17 protein-coding genes are annotated in these 23,149 nt (G+C 49.6%); 11 read left to right on the top strand and 6 right to left on the bottom strand.

Annotation, left to right across the window (positions count from 1 at the left end; translation table 11 throughout):
* Window positions 1-63 precede the first annotated feature (63 nt).
* The 7 genes from B0475_RS05355 to eno all read left to right on the top strand — a co-directional run bounded on the left by B0475_RS05355 (window position 64) and on the right by eno (window position 8,660).
* The gene (locus B0475_RS05355) at window positions 64-1,398 is read left to right on the top strand and encodes a HEAT repeat domain-containing protein (RefSeq protein ID WP_077410737.1); all 1,335 of its coding nucleotides are present in this window, start codon (window positions 64-66) and stop codon (window positions 1,396-1,398) included.
* A gap of 310 nt (window positions 1,399-1,708) precedes the next feature.
* The gene (gene deoA / locus B0475_RS05350) at window positions 1,709-3,019 is read left to right on the top strand and encodes a thymidine phosphorylase (protein ID WP_077410736.1); all 1,311 of its coding nucleotides are present in this window, start codon (window positions 1,709-1,711) and stop codon (window positions 3,017-3,019) included.
* 13 nt (window positions 3,020-3,032) lie between these two features.
* Window positions 3,033-3,341, top strand: coding sequence for a hypothetical protein (locus B0475_RS05345; protein WP_077410735.1), 309 nt, complete (start codon window positions 3,033-3,035; stop codon window positions 3,339-3,341).
* A gap of 109 nt (window positions 3,342-3,450) precedes the next feature.
* The gene (locus B0475_RS05340) at window positions 3,451-4,707 is read left to right on the top strand and encodes a cation:proton antiporter (RefSeq protein ID WP_077410734.1); all 1,257 of its coding nucleotides are present in this window, start codon (window positions 3,451-3,453) and stop codon (window positions 4,705-4,707) included.
* Between the two features lie 148 nt (window positions 4,708-4,855).
* A complete protein-coding gene (locus B0475_RS05335; RefSeq protein ID WP_077410733.1) occupies window positions 4,856-6,499 on the top strand; it encodes a CTP synthase in 1,644 nt (547 codons plus the stop codon).
* Window positions 6,500-6,541: 42 nt separating this feature from the next.
* Window positions 6,542-7,384: a 3-deoxy-8-phosphooctulonate synthase gene (gene kdsA, locus B0475_RS05330; RefSeq protein WP_077410732.1), complete on the top strand. Its 843-nt coding sequence runs from the start codon at window positions 6,542-6,544 to the stop codon at window positions 7,382-7,384.
* Window positions 7,371-8,660: a phosphopyruvate hydratase gene (gene eno / locus B0475_RS05325; RefSeq protein ID WP_077410731.1), complete on the top strand. Its 1,290-nt coding sequence runs from the start codon at window positions 7,371-7,373 to the stop codon at window positions 8,658-8,660. The genes kdsA and eno overlap by 14 nt, the downstream gene beginning before the upstream one ends.
* A 46-nt stretch (window positions 8,661-8,706) precedes the next feature.
* Here the strand turns inward: eno and B0475_RS05320 are convergent, their stop codons facing one another.
* The 5 genes from B0475_RS05320 to B0475_RS05300 all read right to left on the bottom strand — a co-directional run bounded on the left by B0475_RS05320 (window position 8,707) and on the right by B0475_RS05300 (window position 15,196).
* Entirely contained in the window at window positions 8,707-11,280 is a 2,574-nt protein-coding gene (locus B0475_RS05320) for an alpha/beta hydrolase family protein (RefSeq protein ID WP_077410730.1), read from the bottom strand.
* A gap of 76 nt (window positions 11,281-11,356) precedes the next feature.
* Window positions 11,357-12,436 carry a molybdenum ABC transporter ATP-binding protein gene (gene modC, locus B0475_RS05315; protein ID WP_077410729.1) on the bottom strand — a complete coding sequence of 360 codons (1,080 nt, stop codon included), beginning with the start codon at window positions 12,434-12,436 and terminating at the stop codon, window positions 11,357-11,359.
* Entirely contained in the window at window positions 12,429-13,088 is a 660-nt protein-coding gene (gene modB, locus B0475_RS05310; RefSeq protein WP_232781843.1) for a molybdate ABC transporter permease subunit, read from the bottom strand. Before modB ends, modC begins: the two co-directional genes overlap by 8 nt.
* Window positions 13,089-13,098: 10 nt before the next feature.
* On the bottom strand, window positions 13,099-13,848 hold the full coding sequence (gene modA, locus B0475_RS05305) for a molybdate ABC transporter substrate-binding protein (RefSeq protein WP_077410727.1): 750 nt from the start codon (window positions 13,846-13,848) through the stop codon (window positions 13,099-13,101).
* On the bottom strand, window positions 13,841-15,196 hold the full coding sequence (locus B0475_RS05300) for a mechanosensitive ion channel family protein (protein WP_077410726.1): 1,356 nt from the start codon (window positions 15,194-15,196) through the stop codon (window positions 13,841-13,843). The genes modA and B0475_RS05300 overlap by 8 nt, the downstream gene beginning before the upstream one ends.
* A gap of 198 nt (window positions 15,197-15,394) precedes the next feature.
* On the opposite strand from B0475_RS05300, the gene glnA reads away from it, so the two are divergent.
* The 4 genes from glnA to B0475_RS05275 all read left to right on the top strand — a co-directional run bounded on the left by glnA (window position 15,395) and on the right by B0475_RS05275 (window position 18,714).
* Entirely contained in the window at window positions 15,395-16,798 is a 1,404-nt protein-coding gene (gene glnA, locus B0475_RS05290; RefSeq protein WP_077410724.1) for a type I glutamate--ammonia ligase, read from the top strand.
* Window positions 16,799-16,936: 138 nt separating this feature from the next.
* The gene (mscL, locus tag B0475_RS05285) at window positions 16,937-17,344 is read left to right on the top strand and encodes a large-conductance mechanosensitive channel protein MscL (protein WP_077410723.1); all 408 of its coding nucleotides are present in this window, start codon (window positions 16,937-16,939) and stop codon (window positions 17,342-17,344) included.
* A gap of 140 nt (window positions 17,345-17,484) precedes the next feature.
* A complete protein-coding gene (locus tag B0475_RS05280; protein WP_077410722.1) occupies window positions 17,485-17,940 on the top strand; it encodes a GAF domain-containing protein in 456 nt (151 codons plus the stop codon).
* Window positions 17,941-18,279: 339 nt separating this feature from the next.
* Window positions 18,280-18,714 carry a hypothetical protein gene (locus B0475_RS05275; RefSeq protein WP_077410721.1) on the top strand — a complete coding sequence of 145 codons (435 nt, stop codon included), beginning with the start codon at window positions 18,280-18,282 and terminating at the stop codon, window positions 18,712-18,714.
* Here B0475_RS05275 and B0475_RS05270 read toward each other — a convergent pair.
* Complete coding sequence (locus B0475_RS05270) at window positions 18,693-23,021, bottom strand: ATP-binding protein (RefSeq protein WP_198538132.1); 4,329 nt, start codon at window positions 23,019-23,021, stop codon at window positions 18,693-18,695. The genes B0475_RS05275 and B0475_RS05270 overlap by 22 nt on opposite strands.
* Between the last annotated feature and the right edge of the window lie 128 nt (window positions 23,022-23,149).

Genomic DNA, 23,149 nt, shown 5'->3' with positions numbered 1-23,149 from the left:
GCGTTATGACTGTCCCAGTTCCTGAGGCATGTGATATATTGTAATTGTTTTGAACTTAAAGGGATGACCATAAAATTTAAGACGTACAAGGATGTATTGAACCTCATCACTGAACCTGAAGAACCACTTGATGACTTGAACCTAAGATTAGTTGAGGCTGTTGTCTGTGATTCAACAAGTTGGTCACAATTCCTTCAACAAAAAGGAGCGCGCGCTCACCAACAGGTACTCAGCGCCGCCATCCAACGTTTTATCCTGGCGAGAAGTGAATCATCCAGATCTTCAGAGTCCATTGTCATGTATCAAATGATTCAAGGGCTGAAAAAACTGGCCCACCTGATACCTGAGGACATCAATGACCTGATAGAGTCCGATGATGACTGGTTGTTTCAAACCGGCTATAAGCTGCTCAATCAATCTGAATCCCAACCGGACACATCAACTCTGAATCGAACTCTGAGCATCATGCGAGAAAAAGGTGTGGATCACATCCCTTATGCAGTGGGAGAGTCACTGGCCAGGTTCATAACCGCTGAGCCTGATTATTGTTATGTGCTGACTGACATGTTTGCCCATGAAACAAAGTCTTTTAAACTTGCCTTACTCCACAGCTTTGGGTTGTGTCCTCAGTTGCCGGTTGAAGCCGCAGCTTTTGTGCTCAGTCAGTGCCGGATCACAGAGGGCGATCTCAAGTCAAAAGCGCTGTTCGCCGCTTCAGCCTGTACAACACTGAGGGCTGAGGCCATCACATTGCTCAATAAAGAACTGTCCAGCCCTGTCTGGTACCTAAGGGCCACAGCGGCTTACTCTTTAGGCCGACTGGAGATCAGAGAGCATGCCATCATCAAACGCATCGCTGCTTTGTTGAATGACACCGAGGGACATGATTGGTCTGCTCGTGATGCCGCCATAGATGCCCTTGCGGACATCGGTCATGCAGCAGCTTTCACAATTCCAGATTTACTGGGTTTACTGGACACCGAATTGAACAGTACATATCGATTGGAAAACACCCTGGTCGCCGTGTGTGACGCCCTGACCAAACTTGATTCAGGTTCTACAGAAGTCATTGATGCCTTGGTCGAAGTATTCACCAGGTGTAGTACCGTCGCTGTTTCTGCCGCATTGATGGCACTTGGCCATTTTGGAAACCGTTCAACAGCGGTACTTGAGCATTTGAAACCATATGTATACGACAACAAATATATGGAAGGGTGTTACATCACTGAGGATGACACTGACGTGATCATATTGAAGAACTTACTCAAAATTGAAGGTCCAAATGGTGACATGTTCAAGAAATTTCTAGACACCCTGAAAAATGACCATCACCCGGAAACCAGGCGTATGGCTGCATCATTCGAAAAGAATCTGCTGCACAACAACCTGCGAGAATGACGACACTGGACCCCGGCTCAGTCATTGCGAGCCGCAGGCGCAGCAATCTCCATAAGCAGAGTGCAGATTGATCACAAAGCATGAACTGATTCATTATGAGATCTCCGGGTCAAGCCCGATGATGATGTATTGACAACAGACGTGGACTGAAGTCCACGCTCCAACGAGTTGGTGATTCCAGAGAGGCAACCGTTCATCATCCACATATGTTGCATCAACCATCTGCGAGGTTTTTCATAAAATTTCAGCGCAATCATCGTATAATGATCAATCCCTGTTGAACAACCAGTGAAGCTGACTGACGAATACCATGACATTTTTACCACAGGAAATCATCCGCAAAAAGCGCAATGGCTTTGAATTGAGCAACGAAGAATTGGCGTTCTTTGTGGAAGGCATCACCAAGCAAACCATCAGTGAAGGCCAGATTGCCGCGTTGACCATGGCGGTGTATTTTCAAAACATGAGTGTCGCCGAATGCCGCGCTTTGACCCGTGAAATGCAACACTCAGGTGACGTGCTTAATTGGCAGTCACTGAATCTGCCGGGACCGGTGGTCGACAAGCATTCGACCGGTGGTGTGGGCGATAAACTGTCACTGATGCTGGCACCCATTGTTGCTGCCTGTGGCGGTTATGTGCCAATGATTTCTGGTCGCGGGCTGGGCCATACCGGTGGTACGCTGGATAAACTCGAAGCCATCCCAGGTTACAACACCCAAATTGACACCAAACGTTTTCAACGCATTGTCAAAGAAGTGGGCTGCTCCATCATCGGCCAAACCGCAGATCTGGCGCCGGCCGATAAACGCATTTATGCCACCCGTGACATCACCGCAACGGTAGACAGCATACCACTGATTACCGCCTCTATTTTGTCAAAAAAACTGGCCGCCGGGCTGGATGCTTTGGTGATGGATGTCAAGTGTGGCAGCGGTGCATTCGCCAATGATTACACCATGGCCAAAGACCTGGCTGCCTCCATCGTTCAGGTTTCGACCATTCCCACCCGGGCATTGATCACCCACATGGATCAGGTCATTGGTCACACCGCCGGGCACAGCCTGGAAGTGGCCGAGGCCATTGACTACCTGAAACAACCACCCAGTGATGTGGCATTGAACGAACTGGTGGTGAATCTGGCCGCTGAGATGCTGTTGATGGGAAAATTGGCCGGCGACATCAATGATGCCCGCTTGCAGGTTTTTCAGGCCATTTCCAGTGGCCGGGCAGCCGAACAGTTTGCCCGCATGGTGGTTGCTCATGGCGGTCCGACTGACCTCATGGATCAACCAGCCAAATACCTGCCACAGGCCGATCTGGTGGAGCCGGTATTTGCCGCCCATTCAGGCTATGTCACGGCAATCGAATGCCGTGAGCTGGGATTGAGCATCATCGATTTGGGTGGTGGCAGAACCCACAGCGAGGGCACCATTGATTTGGCGGTGGGTTATTCAGAAATCAAAAAAATCGGTGATCAGGTGGATCCGCAGACGCCGTTGGCCATGGTTCACGCCAGCTCTCCTGAGGCGTTGTTGAAAGCGAAAACAAACCTGCGGGCCTGCTTTACCATTAAAGCAAAGAAGCCGAACGAGCCACAGATGATTCTGGACCGGGTCTGAAGCCCCGTAAGACATGAAGCTGGCATTTGAAAAAAGCTTGCTGTACAACATCAGGGGTTCACTGGTCACCAGCGTCATTTGTGTATTATTGATCGTCATTGGCAATTACCAGGTCTACACAGACCTCGCCAAAGAGCCCGTTGAACATTTATTTCAAACCGGCATCATGGTGTTTGCTAACCAGGAAGCGTTTTTGTATGCTGTCATACCTTTGGTGGTGCTGGTCGGTACAGTGATCAACATGTTCGACCGCATCAACGTTTACCGGGCTTATCACCAGGCTCAAAAGGCCAACAAGCCTGACTTGCCGGGGAAAGATTGACCCACGTCAAACATGGCTCAATTAGTCAGGCGAATCCACCCATCATACAACCGCAGCAAAAACCCAAAGGGTACAATCAAACAGACTGATTGAAAAGAGGGTTTGCATCATGCACCATGATTTACTGTTACTCGCCATCATCTGGGTGAGTGTCTTTTTCGCCGCCTGGCTGGCCCATGTATCACGCCTGACCCCAGTGCTTTGGTTTTTATTTTTCGGTACCCTGCTGGCCAACCTGGGCATTTTGCCCAAAGAATTGCCCAGCTTCATCATGGACCTGTCGGAACTGGGTATCATCATTATCATGTTTGCTTTGGGTTTTGAAGAAAACGTCAACACCTTTGTGACCAGCATCAAACGCTCCTGGGGGATTGCATTTTTTGGGGCCCTGGCACCATTTTGTATCGCCTACTTCCTGGCCTGGCAATACTGGGGCGATGCCAGCATCGCGCTGTTGTGTGGCCTGGCCATGACTGCCACCGCGGTGTCCCTGACCATGGTGTCACTCAAATCGGAAGGCCTGAACACCACGCCGGCTGCCACTGGCATCATGACTTCGGCCGTGCTGGATGACATCGCCTCATTGGCTTTGGTGGCCATTCTGGTGCCCATCGCAGCTGGAGAAGGCACACTCAGTGTCAGCGGCATTGTGCTGATCCTGGGCAAAGCCGTGCTGTTCTTCCTCACTGTGGTCATCATGGGTAAATGGTTGTTCCCAACCAGCACCGGCTGGGTCAGGCTCATTCCGATCATCGGTCACATCAATTTACGAAAAATCCTCTCCATGGGTAAAGGTGAATACACCATCCTGTCGCTGTTATTGATCGCTGTTTCGGTGGGCCTGCTGGCCCATGAATTTGGTTTCCATCCGGCCATCGGTGCCTACATGGCGGGGCTGGTCATTCGCAATGAATATTTTGATTTTCACCAGGAACATGAAAAAGACTATTACATGGAAGCCCGCAAAATCATCGACAACGTGGCATTCACCTGGATCGGTCCGGTATTTTTCGTCACCATGGGCACCCATCTTATTTTTGACGCACAGATGTTGCTGGATGTTTTACCGGAAGCCGTTCTGCTGTTTGCCGGCTTATTTGTGGGTCAAATCCTGTCAGCCGGAGTGGCGGCCCATTACACCGGCAAATTCAGCTGGCCAGACAGCTGGATGATCGGTTTTGGTATGCTGGGACGGGCTGAGTTGGCCTTTGTGGTAATGAACATTGCATTTGTGCAGTATCAGATCTTCACCCTCGAAGTGTTTTACACCCTGATGATCACTGCCTTTTTACTGAACATTTCGGTGCCCATCACCATCAAGTTCTGGAAGGTAAAATTTGCCAGTCAAATCAAAGAGCACCATTAAGCTGCGCATACCGGGAAACGGGTCAATCAACCAATGAACCTGAATTAATACTCAGGTTCAGGCCAGTATTGAGTGCTGAACAGTTGCCAAGCAAAACAGGCATCGGATATAATACACGTCCTTTCTGAGCATAACTATTTCACCCAACATGACTAAATTTGTTTTTGTCACTGGTGGTGTGGTTTCATCTCTTGGAAAGGGCATTGCGGCTGCTTCTCTGGCGTCGCTTCTCGAGGCACGCGGACTGCGTGTCACCATGATGAAATTAGACCCGTACATCAATGTCGATCCCGGCACCATGAGCCCCTTTCAGCACGGCGAGGTATTTGTCACCGAAGACGGTGCCGAAACTGATCTGGACCTGGGCCATTACGAACGTTTTGTGCGCACCAAAATGTCGCGCAATAACAACTACACTTCAGGCCAAATATACGAGAGTGTGATCCGCAAAGAACGTCGCGGCGATTACCTGGGCGGTACTGTTCAGGTGATTCCGCACATCACCGATGAAATCAAAGCAAAAGTCCGCAAAGCAGCTGAAGGATTTGATGTCATCATGGTGGAAATCGGTGGCACAGTGGGTGACATTGAGTCACTGCCTTTCATGGAAGCCATCCGACAAATGGGTGTCGAAGAAGGCCGTAACAACGCCATGTTTGTCCACCTGACGCTGGTACCTTTCATCAGCGCTGCTGGCGAATTGAAAACCAAACCCACTCAACACTCGGTGAAAGAACTGCGCTCCATTGGTATTCAGCCAGACATTCTGCTGTGCCGCGCCGAACACCCGATTCCTGAATCCGAACAACAAAAAATTGCGCTGTTCACCAATGTGGAGGCACGCGCTGTGATTCCGGTACTGGATTGTGGCAACATCTACCAGATTCCTGAAGAACTGAGCAAGGAAGGCTTTGATGAATTGGTGGTTGAACGTTTTGGACTGAATGTGGGGCCCACTGATTTATCTGAATGGCAACGGGTGGTCGCCGCTGAAGCCAACACACAACACACGGTAACTGTGGGCATGGTGGGTAAATACCTTGACCATTCAGATGCCTACAAGTCATTGAATGAAGCCCTCAGACATGCCGGTATCCCCAACCAGGCCAAAGTCAACATCAAGCACATTGATTCGGAAGAACTGGGAGATACCAGAGACGGTTCAGTGTTCAATGATGTCGATGCCATTCTGGTACCCGGTGGCTTTGGTAACCGTGGTTTTGAAGGCAAAATATTCGCCGTGGGTTACGCCCGCGAAAACCGCATTCCTTACCTCGGCATTTGTTACGGCATGCATGCCGCCGTGGTGGATTATGCGCGCAATGTCTGCGGTCTGACTGATGCCAACACCACAGAAAATCATGACAGCACCCCACATCCGGTGATTGGCTTGATCACTGAATGGATGGACCGGGCCGGTCAAAAAGAAATTCGTGATTCCCAGTCTGATCTGGGTGGCACCATGAGGCTGGGCGCACAGAATTCAAAACTGGATCCGGGCACCCTGGCCCATGAGGTGTATGGCAAAGATGTGATTTCAGAACGTCATCGCCACCGTTATGAATTCAACAACAATTATGAACAACCGTTGAGTGAAGCCGGACTGGTTTTCTCCGGCCATTCTGAAGACGGGAAACTGGTGGAAGTGGTTGAAATACCCGATCACCCCTGGTTCCTGGCCTGTCAGTTTCACCCGGAATTCAATTCAACACCAAGGGATGGACATCCCCTGTTTGCCCGCTACATCGCTGCCGCCCTGGCTCACCAGAGCGAACAGCAGAATGCCGCATAAAAAGGTACAATGAAGCCATCCACATCAGCAAGCGAGAACCCCATGAAATTATGTCATTTTGAAGCCGGCCTTGATCAACCCTTTTTCCTCATTGCCGGACCCTGTGTGATTGAATCACTGCAGCTGGCCATCGATACTGCCGGCCATTTAAAAGAAGTCACTGATCGATTGGGCATACCTTTTATCTTCAAATCATCCTTTGACAAAGCCAACCGCACTTCATTGCAGTCCTTTCGTGGACTGGGTATGGAAGCGGGGCTTAACATCCTGGCTGAAGTGCAAAAACAGCTTGGTGTTCCGGTGATCACCGATGTGCATGATGATTCGCCGATTGAAGAGGTTGCCGATGTGGTTGATGTATTACAAACCCCGGCTTTCCTCGCCCGACAAACCAACTTTATTTTGCGGGTGTGTCAGGCGGGTAAGCCGGTAAACATCAAAAAAGGCCAATTCATGGCCCCCTGGGACATGAAGAATGTGGTGGAAAAAGCTTTGTCCACCGGCAATCAACAAATCATGGTCTGTGAACGTGGTGCCAGTTTCGGCTACAACAACCTGGTCTCTGACATGCGCTCACTGGCTGTCATGCGAGAAACCGGATGCCCAGTGGTGTTTGACGCCACCCATTCAGTACAACTGCCTGGCGGGCAAGGTGGTACCTCAGGCGGACAACGGGAACATGTACCGGTGTTGGCCAGAGCCGCCACCGCAGTGGGTATTTCAGGCTTGTTCATGGAAACCCACCCGGATCCTGCCAACGCCAAAAGCGATGGCCCCAATGCAGTGAAACTTGACCAAATGGCCGGCTTACTGGAAACCCTGAAAACCATTGACCAAACCATCAAATCCAAACCCCTACAGGAACAAAGCAATGACTGGAATTAAACACATCCACGCCCGCGAAGTCCTCGACTCCCGCGGCAATCCGACCCTAGAAGCTGAAGTGACTTTGGAAAGCGGCGCATTCGGCCGTGCCATCGTTCCCTCAGGTGCTTCAACAGGTGCCCGTGAAGCCATCGAACTGCGTGACGGCGATGCCAACCGCTATCTTGGTAAAGGGGTACGCAAAGCAGTGCATAACGTCAACACCACCCTGGCCGACGCTTTGCAGGGTTTTGATGCTTTGGATCAGGCAGGTCTGGACAACAAGATGTTGACCCTGGATGGCACCAGCAATAAAGGCCAACTCGGCGCCAATGCGTTGTTGGGTGTTTCCCTGGCCAACGCCCATGCCGTGGCCAACGAAAAAAGAGTGCCACTTTACCAAAGCATTGCGACGGTGGATGAATTCGTGTTACCGGTTCCCATGATGAACATCATCAATGGTGGTGCCCATGCCGATAACAACGTGGATGTTCAGGAATTCATGGTACTGCCAACTGGTTTTGATTCTTTTTCTGAAGCCCTGCGTTGTGGTACCGAAGTGTTCCATGCACTGGCCAAAGTATTGAAAAGCAAGGGCCTGTCTACTGCAGTGGGTGATGAAGGTGGTTTTGCCCCCAACCTGCGTTCCAATGTGGAAGCGGTGGACACCATCTTAGAAGCGGTACACCAGGCCGGCTACACCATTGGTGAACAGGTGTATCTGGGGCTGGATGTGGCCTCATCGGAATTTCACAAAGATGGTCTGTATCACCTGAGCGGAGAAAACAAACAACTGACCTCAGCTCAATTCACTGACTTCCTGGCCTCATGGGTCGATCAATATCCGATCATCAGCATTGAGGATGGTCTGGACGAGGCCGACTGGGACGGCTGGAAACACCTGACCGAACAACTGGGGAAAAAAGTTCAGCTGGTGGGTGATGACCTGTTTGTCACCAACACCTCGATCTTCAAAGAGGGCATCGATAAAGACATCGCCAATTCAATACTCATCAAATTCAATCAGATCGGCACCCTGACTGAAACCCTGGATGCGATTGACCTGGCTTACCGTTCGGGTTACACCGCAGTGATCTCACACCGCTCCGGTGAAACAGAAGACAACACCATTGCAGATCTGGCAGTGGCCACCTCAGCCACCCAAATCAAAACCGGTTCCTTGTGTCGTTCTGACCGCATAGCCAAATACAATCAATTGCTCAGAATTGAAGAGCAACTGGGCGATCAAGCCAAATACGCCGGTCGTTCAGCCTTTGATTTGCTGAATATATTGTAAACCTGACTTCAGGCAAGTTCCCAGCCGGGGACTTGCCTGAGTTTGCTTATTTCAGGTTCATGTGTTTTTTAAGAAACTTCAGAGACCTGTCCAGATACAACAGTGGGGTATTTTTCTGACTGAACGAATGGCCTTCATTCTCAAACAACACCACTTCATGCGTCATTCCATACAAGGTCATCAACTGTTGCATCCGCACCGCATGTTCCACCCTCACCCGACTGTCTTTCATGCCCTGAAACAACATAAACGGACGCTTCATTTCCTTTAGCAAATAAACCGGTGATTTCTCTGTCAGGCGATTGATTTGGTTGATCGGATCCCCCACAATTTCAGTCAACTTTTCAGCCATCTCTGGATTTTTCGACAGGTCCCGCGAAGTGAACAACAAAGGCAGATCCATGACGCCGGCAAATGACACGGCGCACAAATAGGTTTCGGGATACAAATAAGTGAGCATCAGTGCAGAATAGCCACCATAGCTGCCACCCATGGCACAGGTTTTGCTGACATCCAGTGGGTGAGTGGCAAAAGCATGTTGGGTCATGCTGTGGATGTCTTGCTCAATTTTTTCACCCCACTGTTGGTTGCCCATCGACTGAAATTCTTTGCCGTATCCACCAGAACCCCGGTAATTGACCCGTAAAGTGGCAAAGCCCTGAGCCGCCAGAAAGTGTTGTACCTCATTGTTGTGCGCCATGTCCTGAACCCCGATCGGGCCACCATGAGGCATCACAATCAAGGGCGCTTTTTGCCCCTCCTCAAGTTGTGGCATCACCAGAAAACCCTCGAGCTCAACACCGTCATCGGTCTGGGTAAACAGTGTATGATGGATGCCCTTGGGCAACCGCTCATAGTTCGGACTGATGTCAAAAATCTTATCTGCCAGACCGGTTTCCTGATTGAGCATGTACCAGGCTCCCTTTGAGCTGGGGGTCAATCCAAACAACAGCAGGCGTTGCTGGGTTTTCAGTTGCTGTACCTGAAAAAGTTGCACATCCGGATTGTCCTGTCGTGCCCGCTCAAACCGCTCATCCAACTCCTTGAAATAATGGGCCTGTAACAAACCATTTTCCAGAAAGGTGTAACCTATGATTTCGTGGGTCGAGCGATCATACAACACATTCAGTATGTCATGATCCGGATCTTCATGAAACACTCCCATGTGTGAACCATCTGCTGTGGCATATTGGTGAATGGCATATTTGTCATTGAATTCATTGGTCAACACATAAAACGATTGTTCATCGGGGCTCAGCGACTTCAGCCAGATGAGGTTTTCAGAACCATGCACCGTCCTGATTTCCTGCCAATCATTACTGGTCGGGTCTTCCAGAAACCAGTAGTGCAGATCGGTCTGCTCTGCTTTCTTATCATAGCTGATCGCCAGCGCCGCCCTCACCACCCCCCGGGGATCAACCAGCCAATCGACCACGTCTTTTAACTTGCGGGTGGGCTGATGGGGTTTGTGGAAAGAGGCTTGGATGCTTTTATCATCGGTCACATCAACCCGGTACAAGGTGTTTTTGTGGTTCGATCTGACCGCTTGATCGGCCTGAAAAAAGAGGGTGTTTTCCACCGCTGGCAAGGCGGCCAACAATTCACCGGTGATTCTGAACCGGACAAACCGGGCATCAATCGAGTTGGCAGTTGAATCCATCGTCAGGTGCGCCACATAATTGTGCTCTTCACCCCTGTTGGACAAGGTCATGAAAAAACTGTCCCTGTCGACCCAACTGAGTTCACTGACCCGACTGTTTTCAGGTAGCTTTTGTTGATACAGCACATAGGTGTTGAAGTCCGCCACCCGGATCAAACCAACAGTGACCACTTCACCCAACACCGCACTGAACAGCAAGTGCTTCTCGTCAGGACTGACCGCACGAATGGTTTGCTCATCATAGTGAAAGTAGTCCCTGATGCGGGGGTATTTCATGTCCACCGATACAGTGGTGGTTAATTCAGTCAGAACCGTCATGGGCCAATCTGTCATCGGTTGATCAAGGAAATTAATGGATGACAAAGCAGCGGTGCCACCATGGTCCTTCAAAGCCTCATCCAGATAGGCGGTATAAGGGTCTTCAATGGCGCCCTGATACACAAACTTCAGGTCTTGTAACTGTTGACCGAATTGCTGTTTGAATTTCACCAGTTCCAAACTCAAAAAGTTATAACTGTCCAATCTCATTTGTGCCCTGAGGTTTTCCACCCACTCAGCCTCAAAATCCCAACTGCCGGGATAATTGACCACACCAGGTTTTACGGTAAAGCGGTGGTCATCGGCTTTCAGGTTTGAACGCACTGCACCAATGCCAACAAAGATGTTGATGTGTTCAATGTAGTACTCACCTGCTTTGACTTTAAGCAAAGCATGGTTGATGCCTTGTTTGACATCACTGAACCTGATTTTGTTGCCAAAGCCAATGCCATCAATGGTCAGCCTGGAAATGTCGGTGTTGGTTCTGAATGACAGGTACAGATAGCCTTCATCTTCTCCCAGTTGTAAACCTTTGCTGCTGTGGGTGATGACCTCAGCGGTATTGAATTCTTCGCTTTTTGCAGTAAAGCTGATGAGCATCAGCACCACAAAAATTGCGGACATGGATTGGAAAATGCGCATACATTCACTCCTTTGAAAGTAGGTAAAGTAAATACCCTATGTTAACAAAAACCTGATCTGTAAACCAGTTGCTGATTCACTCAAACGGATCAATCGCCTGGGTTTTAAATTGTGCAAATACCGACTGTCCGGCTCGGACATTGAGATTGGCCAAAGACCGCCCGGAAATTCTTGCCACCAGCTGATCCTGAGCAGAACAAACCGCGATCAGGTAATCAAAAGAGCCTGTCGGAATGACTTCAACCACGGTGGCCTGAATCACATTCAACACACTGCTCTGCTCCGGTGGTTTGAGTGATAAACTGACTTCATTGGCTGCAATGATCATTCTGATGGCCGTGCCAATGGCTTGTTCACCTTTGACCCACAGTGACAGGCCGCCCCGAGACTTGATTTGTACCAAACCATGTTCAAGATCCTGCCCCACCACTGCACCTGCCAACACCGTTCCAGCCTGGGGCAAGGTGGACAAGCCGGCAGCCTGATCAATCATCGCTGCATTCAGCTCACCATTGAACGCTGGCCGACCCTCACGAATAACCAACAGATCATCGACCACAGCCATCAGTTCATCCAGCTGGTGACTGACATACAACATGGGTAATCGGTAGCGCTGGTTAATCAACCGCAGATAGGGCAATAAACGGGCTTTGTTCTGATGGTCAAGCGATGCCATGGGTTCATCAAGTAACATCAGTCCGGGCTGACGCAACAACCCCCTGGCCAGCGCCACCCGTTGTTGTTCACCACCAGATAAATGACGAGGGTAGCGGTTCAACAATCCTGCCAGATCAAAAACCGCAATCGCTTCATCAACCGACACAATGTACCGATCGACCAGACGCCTTTGCCAGGCATATTCCAGATTTTTTCTGACGGTCAAATGCGGAAATAATTGTTGATCCTGAAAAACATAGGCCAGTGCCCGTTGTTCGGCTGGCAAAAACACCCTTTGACTCTGACACACCTGGTCACCAATTATGACCACCGAGCCCGGGTGTTTATCCAATCCGGCCAGGGTACGTAACAGACTGGTTTTGCCGCATCCGGATGGCCCCCAAACACCCAACACCCGGTCAACAGGCAGGCTCAGGTCGACCGCCAGATGAAATCCGCCGTGGTCAATGCGCACCTGACAATTACCCGGATCAGTCATGACGCGCGCTCCGATGATTGATGACGTACATCAACAAGATCAATGCAAAGGCCAGCAACAACAACAAAGCCGACAATACGTGGGCTTGTTGATAATTGAGCATTTCCACCTGATTATAAATTTCAATGGCGATGACTTTGGTTTCACCAGGGATGTTGCCGCCCACCATCAACACCACTCCGAACTCCCCCAATGTATGGGCAAACCCCAGCACCACCGCAGTCAAAATACCCCTTTTGGCCAGTGGCATGGTTATGGTCAAAAACACCTCAATAGGCCTGGCCCCCAGGGTGCGGGCAGCTTCCTGCATCCGGGGATTGATGGCAGCAAAACCATTTTGCAATGGCTGCACCACAAATGGGAGGCTATAAACCATGGAAGCGATCACCAGACCGGTGAATGAAAAAGTCAGGGCATTGCCTGTTAACTGCACCCAGAAGCCGCCCAACCAGCCTTCAGGCCCGAGCAGCAACAACAGATAAAAGCCCATCACCGTTGGCGGCAAAACGATGGGCAATGTCACCAGTGCTTCGATCCAGGGTTTGATTCCCAGCCGGGTTCGGGCCAGCCACCAGGCCAGCGGTGTACAGATGATCAGTAACAATACGGTGGTGATGGTTGCCAACTTGAAACTCAGCCAGAAGGCAGTCATATCAGGCCACTCAATCATCTTCAGCTGCCATCAGGTAACCATGATCAATCATCAATTCACGAGCCTGAGCCGACTGCATGAATACATAGAATTCATCAATCAAAGCCCGTCTTTCACTGCCTGTCATGGCCACCATGCCTTGCCGCACCGGGTGATGCTCTGCCGGCGGTATCAGCCAGGTACAGCTGGTCTCAGGCAAACGCACCTGATGTAACAAGGATGCCGCCAGCAGACCACCACGGGCATTACCACTGATCACCAGATGCGCTGCCTGAGCCACGTTTTCTCCCATCACCAGGCGACCACTGAAAGTTTTGTCAAGCTGTTGATTTACCAGGTATTTACGGGCTGCCAAACCATAAGGGGCCAGTTCAGGGTTGGCCAGGGCCAGGTATTCATCACCTGGTTGATTGAGCCAGTCAGCGCATTGTGCGGCCGGCTGGTGATTGACCAGCAGCACCAACTGCCCCCTGGCGTACACCCTCATATCTGTGGCCAATCCAGCAGTGACCAGGCGCTGCGGTCTGGTGGTGTCAGCAGCCATGAAGACATCATGAGGAGCACCTTGTCTGAGCTGGGCAAACAACTGCCCGGTTGAACCATGACTGATGCGTAAATCATGACCATGCTGTTGTTTGAACAGCAGCGCCAGTTGTTCCAGGGTTTTGGCAAAGTTACTGGCCACTGCCACCCTCAATTGACCGGCATCTGTCAGCGGTGTGAACAGCAGCAAAAGCAACAACCAGGTGATTTTAGCCATCTTTGATCAGGTTATCTTTGTCATCGCTGAGTTGATTGGCAGCTGACTGCTTGCGGATGTCATCAACTTCATTGGAAAGATCCTGTTCAATGACATTACTCTGAGGTTCGTGGGTTTTTTCAGCGATTGGTTTTGGTTCATTCGGCCGATCTTCCTGATACACCCTGACACCTTCGGGGAAGACCACTTCACGGGCTTCATCAGGCATCGATATCCGGGCCTCATCAAAAGCTCTTTTGACCAGCCGGATGACAGCTGATTTAACTTTGGCTGAACTGTTTTGTTGTCCATTGACCCAAAAATACACCACCAGATTCACCGTGGCCGGCCCCAGGTTTTCTACCAACACCTGCGGTTCAGGATCATCCATAACGGCGTCATGTTTCTGCAACACCTCCAGCGCAATGTGTTGGGCTTCACTGATGTTGTCATCATAACCAATACCAACGGTGAAGTTCTTTCTGATATTGGGATTGGCCGTGACATTGACGATGGTGTTTTTATAAATGATGGCGTTGGGAATGTGGATGTGGTTTCCATCCAGAGTCATGATCACGGTACCCCGCGTGGTCACACTTTGCACCACCCCTTCATGGCCATTGACCAGGATGTAATCACCGATCTTGAACGGCCGTTCAATGCTGATCAGGATACTGGCCAGAAAGTTTTCAGCGATGTCTTTGAAGGCAATCCCAATCACCAGACCCATCAGTCCGGTACCACCAATCACAGTCACGGCCAATTGTGTCAAACCAGTCAGTTGTAAAACCAGATAAATACCCACCACCAGCACAGGAATGGCAAACAGACGGGCCGTCATACGCAGCACAAACGGGTTGTGAACCTTATTTTTCATCGCCCGGACAGCCAAAGCTATGGTGAACTTCACCAACAACCAGGTGATCAGCAGTAACACCAGGGCGATGGTTATCTTGGGTAGGGCACGAATGATCTGTTCATACAAACCCACGGCTTCAGTGACCGCCGGTTGCAAATCCCATTGATCAATGTTGCGCAGTTCGATGTCATTGACAACTGCAATCACCCCTTCTGTGCGATTGGCCGCTGCTTCCACCCAGTCCCTGTTGGCCTCTTCCCGGGTCCAGCCTTCCAGCACCAACACCCCTTCGGTTACCTTTACCTGGGCTTCATTGATGCGCTGACTGACTTTGAGGATGCGTTCAAAGCGATCCTCAATCGCCTGATCGCTGACCGTTGGTTTGACTTTGATTTGTTGTTCGGTGTCTTTCCAATCAGCCTCACGAATGATTTGTTCCTCAGCCTGGTCCTGGGACCAGCAAGGACATATCGTTAACAACATCAACAAGGCAATCAAGGGTTTTCGCATGGAGCAAATCAGCCAATTTTTAAAATCAATACTCTACCATAAAAAAGCCCCTGGATGATCGGATTGACTGCCCTCACTGGCAGGACCAAAATACTGAGAATAATGGCTTGGCGATTGCAATCACGCAGAATTGCGTATGTTTTTTGGCTGCCATCATTCATAAAATACGCGCAACCAAACACAGACACAGGATTTTTCATGAGTGATAAGATTTTAGATTTAATCAAAGACGAGAACATCGACTTCGTTGATTTGCGTTTTTGTGACACCGCCGGCAAAGAACATCACGTGACCCTGCCGGTTTCACAGGTCAATGAGGACCTGTTTGAAGAAGGTAAAATGTTCGATGGTTCTTCGATTGCTGGCTGGAAAGGCATCAATGAATCTGACATGATCCTGATGCCGGAACCAGACACGGCTTTCATCGATCCATTCAGTCAATACCCCACTTTGGTGATCCGTTGTGACATCCTCGAACCGAACACCATGCAGGGTTATGAACGTGATCCAAGATCCATCGCCAAACGTGCCGAAGCTTTTCTGCAACAATCTGGTGTGGCAGACACCGCATTTTTTGGTCCTGAGCCAGAGTTTTTTGTGTTTGATGGTGTCAGCTGGAAAACCGATGCCAATGATTGCCGATATGAAATTTATTCCCAGGAAGGTGCCTGGGAATCAGGTTCTGATGCCACTGAAAATGCCGGTCACCGACCACGTGTCAAAGGGGGTTACTTCCCGGTTCCTCCAGTTGATTCCTTGAATGACCTGCGTTCGGCGATGTGTAAAGTGATGGAAGGCATGGGTCTGGAAATTGAAGTACATCACCACGAAGTGGGTACCGCCGGACAATGTGAAATTGGAGCCAGATTCAATACCCTGGTGAAGAAAGCCGATGAAGTATTGATGATGAAATATGCGGTGCATAATGTGGCCCACGATTATGGCTACACCGCGACTTTTATGCCCAAACCAGTGGTTGGTGACAACGGCAGTGGAATGCATGTGCATCAGTCACTGAGTAAATCAGGTGAAAACCTGTTTATGGGTGACGGCTATGGCGGTCTGTCTGAAACTGCGCTGCATTACATCGGCGGCATATTCAAACACGCCCGCGCTCTGAATGCCTTCGCCAATTCATCCACCAACTCTTACAAACGTTTGGTGCCAGGCTTTGAAGCTCCGGTCATGCTGGCCTATTCTGCCAGAAACCGTTCCGCTTCCATTCGGATTCCTTTTGTTAACAACCCCAAAGCGCGCCGCATCGAAGTCCGTTTTGGCGACCCAATGGGTAACCCATACCTGATGTTTGCCGCCATGATGATGGCTGGACTTGACGGTATCAAGAACAAAATTGATCCGGGCTCAGCCATGGACAAAGACCTGTATGACCTGCCACCTGAAGAAGCCAAGAGCATTCCAACGGTCTGTCATTCACTGGATCAGGCCCTGGAAGCACTGGACAATGACCGTGATTTCCTGAAAGCCGGCGGCGTATTCACTGATGACGTGATCGATGGCTTCATCGAGCTGAAACAAGCTGAAGTGGATCGCATCCGCATGAGCACGCACCCTGCTGAATTTGATATGTACTACTCATTATAATTAAACACATGTCATGTGAATGAAGAGGGCCAGTGGGTGATCCCACTGGCCTTTTTACATTGGTTCACAAAAAAATTCCCCTAACTGCCTGATTCAATTTACAATTATTCTACTTTTATAACATTAGAGGAGAATGACATGGGTATGATGTCGGAATTCAAGAAGTTTGCCGTCAAAGGCAATGTAATGGACATGGCAGTGGGTATCATCATCGGCGCGGCATTTGGCAAGATAGTTTCTGCTTTCGTCAATGGCGTACTGATGCCACCTTTGGGCTTGTTGATTGGTGGTGTTGATTTTTCAGACCTGGCGCTGGTACTCAAAGAAGCCACTGAAACCACTGAAGCAGTGACCCTGCAATGGGGGGCTTTTGTCCAGGTGACAATAGACTTCCTGATTGTGGCCTTTGCGGTGTTTATGGTGGTCAAAGTCATGAATAACCTGAAGAAAAAAGAAGAAGAAGCGCCGGCTGCGCCTCCAGAGCCTTCCAATGAAGAAAAGCTGCTGATGGAAATCAGAGACATGATGAAAGCGCACAATAAATAATCTGATACAGCATGATGGCGTCCCAGGTATCCTCCGATCCGCCATCATCCCTCAAACAGACATTCAATGGGGTTGTGTATTGGGCTTGAATTGCCCGGTCTCATCCCCATTTTGGTTTTTTTACCGTTGAACTGAAGCACATGAGCGAATCTTATCCTTTGCTGTTGAAACAACTGGAAGCCCTGTTGTCTGTAGAACACGACCTGCAGGCCAATGCCGCCAACCTGTCTTCATTTTTGTACCACAATCTGGAACAGGTCAATTGGCTGGGCTTTTATTATCAGCAGGGTGAAGAACTGGTGCTGGGCCCGTTCCATGGCCAGCCGGCTTGTACCCGCCTGCAAATCGGCCAGGGCGTATGTGGCACCGCTTTTGCCAACCAGGCCACCGAAGTGGTCGACGATGTGCATGCCTTTGCCGGTCACGTCGCTTGTGATGCAGCTTCTGAATCAGAAATTGTGGTGCCGTTTTACACTGAGCAGATCAATGGTGTTCTGGATGTCGACAGCCCGGTTAAAAACCGCTTTGGTACTGCCGAGAAAACCTTTTTCGAAGCCGCAGTTGAGGTGTTTTTAAAATCGCTGACCAAGGACTGATCAACATCTGACTGACTCAGACATGGAGAGTTGATGATCAGCTCGACCCGTTGCCCCGGTGAGGCAGAATAAGCAGTCATGGCGGTTTGACGCATTACAGGCGGAGTCACCGTATGAAGTCAATTGTCCATTGAATTAATCAATGATGAATGGCGGGTGATTAGCATACCAAGCCGCTTCCGCAAGGTGCAGCCAGCGCTCCATACCATTGCTGCAAACCCACACCTAACAAAGGTCAAACAAAGCAAGCAAGATACCAGTGATGATGACCTAAGGCCTATTCTCAAATGAGGCTGTTCTGATTTATAATCATTGTTACTCTTTACGCTCCTTACTGCCATGCAAGAAACCGAAGATCCAAACTCAAGAACTGAAGTGGTGCGCGACACCATCGTGCTGCAGCTGAAACTGATTGTTGATGGCCTGCGTGACCTGGCTTTGATGCCCTTGTGTTTATTTGCGGCCATTTTTGGCCTGATCAAACACTCAGAGCGACCAGGCCGGTATGTCTATCGACTGTTGAGTTACGGTAAACTGTCTGAGCGTTGGATTGGTTTGTTTGATGATGCCCGCAAAGATGAAATGGCACCACTCAAATACCAGGGTAAAAATTTTGACGACCTGTTGATCAAAACCCAGACGGCCTTTGAGTCGAAATACATCGATCCGGAAAAGAAGGACTTACTGGTGAAAAAAATGAACGAAGCGCTGAATGAGATCAATGGCAAACTGAACAGTAAAAACAAGCCTGATCAATCATCACAATCAGTCTGATCACGTTCTGTGATGGCCTTTAACTCGGCCATCTTAAACGGCTTGGTGATCATGTCTTCTATGCCATTTTCAACACACATCTGTTGCAGACTGTCGGACAGATCAGCAGTCATGATAACCGCTCTGGCATCAATGCCTTGCTGACGACAGGCCTTGATGAACTCGATGCCGGTCAAATCCGGCAAATGATAATCCACCAGCATCAGATCATAGCGGACATTGTTGATCCCAGCCAAAGCATGGTTGGCATCATCGAATATATCCACCAGATGGCCCTCCTTTTCCAGCAGTTCCAAAAGCAGCTGTTGATTGATTGGGTTGTCCTCAACCACCAGCAAGTGTAACTGAGTGGTGTTTGTGTGTGGTTTTACCAGGCCATACAAGTCGTCTGAACCGGTCTTGAACAATTGGCCAATGGTATCAAACGTAAAAGGCACATCCAGCACCCGGAACGTACCAGTCTGTCTCACCTCCTGACGGTATACCGGCTTGAACACATAGACCGGAATTAAATTGCGATTAGCGCTGGCTATCAGTTCCCTGTGATCAACCCCATCGTCATCAATCACCAGCAACACATCCCAGTTTTCCCCGGCATCTTCGGTGACTTCAACCCGGCAAATGGCCAAATGATCCCTGAGTGCCTGATACACACCTTGATGGTACCCAACCACCAACGCCTGATGACGGTCTTTGGATTTCCCACCTTCCTGCTCAATGACCGGCAATGGCACATGACAACTGATCCGGGTACCCTGACCAACCTCACTGCTGACCTCAATGTGTCCGCCCATGCGTTCAGTCAGCTGTTTAACTATGCTCAGTCCCAGACCCGTACCGCCAAATTTCCGGGTGATGGAACTGTCTGCCTGTGTAAAAGGCTCAAACAAATGATCTATCATTTGCTGTTCGATGCCAATTCCAGTGTCAGCAACAGTGATCACCATTACCTCAGGGTCTTCTCCAGCTTCCAGCTGCAGACTGACATTGCCTGAAGCGGTGAATTTAAATGCATTGCTCAACAGGTTCATGAGGATTTGTTTGAGCCGCACTGAATCAGCTTCACGATGGGTGGCCAGCTGCGGATCTACCTGGGTCCAGAACATGATTTGTTTACTTTTACTGGCTGAAACAAAAGCTTTGACCACTTCATCCAGCAGCGTGGTTAATTCCACAGGCCGCTTTTCCAGAACCAACTCACCAGCTTCAATTTTGGATAAATCAAGGATGTCGTTGATGATGTGTAATAAGTGTTCACCTGACTCTGCGACTGCAGATGCATACAAACGCTGCTCTTCATCCAATTGAGTGGTCAGTAACAATTCATTCATGCCCAGTATGCCGTTCATGGGTGTGCGCACTTCATGTGAGACCTGGGCCAGAAAATCACTTTTTGCCTGGTTGGAGGCATTGGCTTGTTCAGCCAGATGATTGACCTCTTCAAACAGCCTGGCATTTTCCAGTGCCAGTGATGATTGCGTGGCATAGGCTTTCGCCAGCGTGATGTCAGACCGATTGAATGCGCCCTGATGCCGATGCAATTGCACCAGACCCAGGCGATCTTCAGACTGACCAAACAGGACCCACAAACTCATTCCTTGTGCAGTCTTTTCAGTCAAATGGCCCAAATGATTGCTGAACATTTCAAGCGCCCTGGCTCCTAACTTATTTTTCTCGGCTGTGGTCAGTTCTGCATCACTGAATAACTGATAATTGTTCTGACTGTTCCAATAACACAGTTCAACCTGATCGGCTTTCACCTGGCCACCAATCTGGATCTTGATTTTTTCCAGCAACTGTTCGGTTTCCAGTGACGAAACCAGCGAAGTGGTGATCGACAACTGATGCTCTGCAAAAGCCTGTTTTTGTTTGGCCTGCACAATCCGCGCAGTGTACTGCCAACGTTTTCGGATCAAGAACAACACCATGGCCAACAAAACGACTCCTGTCAGCAGATAAATCAGGTATGCCAATTGACTTTTCCAGGGCGGAGGCAAGACCTCAAAATCATAACCCATGGGATCTGACCATTGACTGTCACTGACCCGTCCTCTGACCTCGAACCGGTAACTGCCAGGAGACAATTGATGAAAGGACTGTTGGGTTTCCTGGTTGGCTGCCAGCCACTCACCTTCGGTGTGCAGGCGGTACTGGTATTGATGAAACTGCGGGGCTGTGAATGACAACAATTGATACCGAATGGTCAGGCTGCCGTAATTATAGGCAAACTCAGCCAATTCACTGATGGTGTTGCCATTATGTAAAACTTCACTGAGTAACAGCCTGGGACTTGGCTTCACCTGCTTTTGAATCACTGTTTTGAAATGTGCCAGTCCGGATGAAGTAACCATCAGCAAACTGTTGTCATACAGGCGATGGATGTTTTGCAGCACATTACTGGGCAGGTTGTTGTCCACCGACAATTGCTCAATAACGGAGTTGGTTTGCCGGTCAATGACGATCAGGCCATTGTCTGATCCCAGCCATAATTCATCATCCCGAAGCTGAATGGTGTGTACCAAATACCTGGAAATGATGGCATTCAGCTGGGCCGTGTCTCTGGCCAGCAATTGTCCGTCTGTCACTGAGAAATTCATCAACTTGCCATTGTCTACCAACCACAAATCATCACCGGCTTCACTCAACCAGATGTCACTGATGCTTTCATCCGTTTGTAACAGAGACTGCCACTGAGCAAGGTTCTGATTGAAACGTTCCAGGCCTTGATTACCCACCAGCCAAACCTGACCCTGCTGATCTGTCACCGATTTGGATGTGATTTCATTCATCAGCTGCTGGTCTGACTGACTGACGGTGAGTCCGATCGGATCAATCTCATACAACTGCTGCTCCCCAAATACAGTGAAATACAGCTTTCTGCCTATCTCAAATACCTCGGTCACACCACCCTGAATCAACGGTGTCTCAAGCAAGACAAACCGCTGTGTCGCCTGATCAAAATAATACAAGCCGGTTTCAGAGCTCAGCCACAATCGATATGCCTGATCCTGATAGATGGTCAACACCTGCATTGGCAAACCATCGGCTTCTCCATAGCTGCGACTGAGGACAAACTGACCCCGTTGATAACGATAGACCAGCAAGGTCTGTTCTGCTTCGTTGATGATCCACAATGTGTCATCCAGGGTGCCATGGTCAACCATGGTGATGTTGATCGCGTGGTTGCTGCTGTCGAGGTTTTGAAAGGGCATGTAAATGTTGAATTGATCCCAGCCTTCATTGAGTTTAATCACACCGTTGGCATCGGTGGCCAGCCAGATGTTATTTTCGTGATCTTCAAACACCATTCTGATGTGAAACTGTCGCTGTTCCGGTCGACCTTTTTGCATAAAGCGAATGTGGGTCAGTTGATTGTCTTTCAACAACACCAGCCCTTTGCGGGTTGCCAGCCATAGATTACCTGCTGAATCAGCTGTCAAACTGCGCACCGTCACCGGTTCTCCCATGAGCTCGGCCATGTTCTGCGCAGTAATCAACGGCTGAAAACGGTCCTGTTGCTGATCAAAGCGATAAACCCCCTGATAGCCTGCAGCATAGACTTGCTGATCATCCGTCAGGCTCAGGGCATACATTCTTGCAGATTTGGGGTCTTCACCTGACTCGATCAAATGGGCGCGTGCGGTTCTGTCTGCCGGGTTGATTTGTAGCACCTGACCTTCCAGGGTGGCCACCCAGATGTGCCCTTTGGCGTCTGTTTTGGCATCAAAAAAGCGCACAGATGTCAGCCAATCGGTGTGCTCCGGGGTGTAGTGGGTGAATTGCCCTGTCTGACGCTCATAGACTGAAATACCGTGGTCAAACTGAAAAATCCAGACATTGTCATCGGCATCACTGGTGATGGCAAACACCACTGAATGTTCTATGCCAGCTGAGTTCCCCGGGGTTTCCGGAATTCGTTCAAACCGTTGACTCTGCATGTCAAAACGGGCCAGGCCTACCTCATTCAGGCTGATCCACATTTCTTCACCCACCACATGAAACAAGGTGATTTCATTGGCTGGTAATGCACTGGCATCGAGGGTGTCTTTGCGAAACTGGCTGAACTGCTGGCTGTCAAAACGGTTCAACCCGCTGTGCGTACCAAACCACAGGTAGCCCAATTCATCCTGAGCGATCTGCGTGACCTTGTTACCGGCCAGCCCGTCATATACATCATAATTGGTGATGTTGACATAGCGATCATTACCCAAGGTACTCAGGGCCGCGTGTGTACACAACAACAAACAACAGAACAAGGCGGTTCTGAAGCCATGGCTGATCTTGAAATATGACAGTTTATGGGTCAATTGATGTCGTCTGATTGATGATTCCGTTGTGTTTTTTTGGCTAATATCATAACGCAATTCAAGTGGGAGAACCAGTGAGCTGACAGGGTGACCCATTAGGTTGTTTACCGCTGGTCTGAAAAAACTGC

Source organism: Marinicella sediminis, from assembly GCF_002000055.1.
Taxonomy (GTDB): Bacteria; Pseudomonadota; Gammaproteobacteria; order Xanthomonadales; family Marinicellaceae; genus Marinicella; species Marinicella sediminis.
Note: the sequence above shows the minus strand (reverse complement) of the source record. Positions and strands in the feature narration are given on the sequence as shown.

Bases quoted from the DNA above. Each gene is read 5' to 3' on its own strand.
- eno (WP_077410731.1), top strand. From the start codon at position 7,371: ATGACTGGAATTAAACACATCCACGCCCGCGAAGTCCTCGACTCCCGC.
- deoA (WP_077410736.1), top strand. From the start codon at position 1,709: ATGACATTTTTACCACAGGAAATCATCCGCAAAAAGCGCAATGGCTTT.
- B0475_RS05340 (WP_077410734.1), top strand. From the start codon at position 3,451: ATGCACCATGATTTACTGTTACTCGCCATCATCTGGGTGAGTGTCTTT.
- B0475_RS05355 (WP_077410737.1), top strand. From the start codon at position 64: ATGACCATAAAATTTAAGACGTACAAGGATGTATTGAACCTCATCACT.
- glnA (WP_077410724.1), top strand. From the start codon at position 15,395: ATGAGTGATAAGATTTTAGATTTAATCAAAGACGAGAACATCGACTTC.
- B0475_RS05345 (WP_077410735.1), top strand. From the start codon at position 3,033: ATGAAGCTGGCATTTGAAAAAAGCTTGCTGTACAACATCAGGGGTTCA.
- modB (WP_232781843.1), bottom strand. From the start codon at position 13,088: ATGACTGCCTTCTGGCTGAGTTTCAAGTTGGCAACCATCACCACCGTA.
- modA (WP_077410727.1), bottom strand. From the start codon at position 13,848: ATGGCTAAAATCACCTGGTTGTTGCTTTTGCTGCTGTTCACACCGCTG.
- mscL (WP_077410723.1), top strand. From the start codon at position 16,937: ATGGGTATGATGTCGGAATTCAAGAAGTTTGCCGTCAAAGGCAATGTA.
- modC (WP_077410729.1), bottom strand. From the start codon at position 12,436: ATGACTGATCCGGGTAATTGTCAGGTGCGCATTGACCACGGCGGATTT.
- B0475_RS05300 (WP_077410726.1), bottom strand. From the start codon at position 15,196: ATGCGAAAACCCTTGATTGCCTTGTTGATGTTGTTAACGATATGTCCT.
- kdsA (WP_077410732.1), top strand. From the start codon at position 6,542: ATGAAATTATGTCATTTTGAAGCCGGCCTTGATCAACCCTTTTTCCTC.
- B0475_RS05320 (WP_077410730.1), bottom strand. From the start codon at position 11,280: ATGCGCATTTTCCAATCCATGTCCGCAATTTTTGTGGTGCTGATGCTC.
- B0475_RS05275 (WP_077410721.1), top strand. From the start codon at position 18,280: ATGCAAGAAACCGAAGATCCAAACTCAAGAACTGAAGTGGTGCGCGAC.
- B0475_RS05335 (WP_077410733.1), top strand. From the start codon at position 4,856: ATGACTAAATTTGTTTTTGTCACTGGTGGTGTGGTTTCATCTCTTGGA.
- B0475_RS05280 (WP_077410722.1), top strand. From the start codon at position 17,485: ATGAGCGAATCTTATCCTTTGCTGTTGAAACAACTGGAAGCCCTGTTG.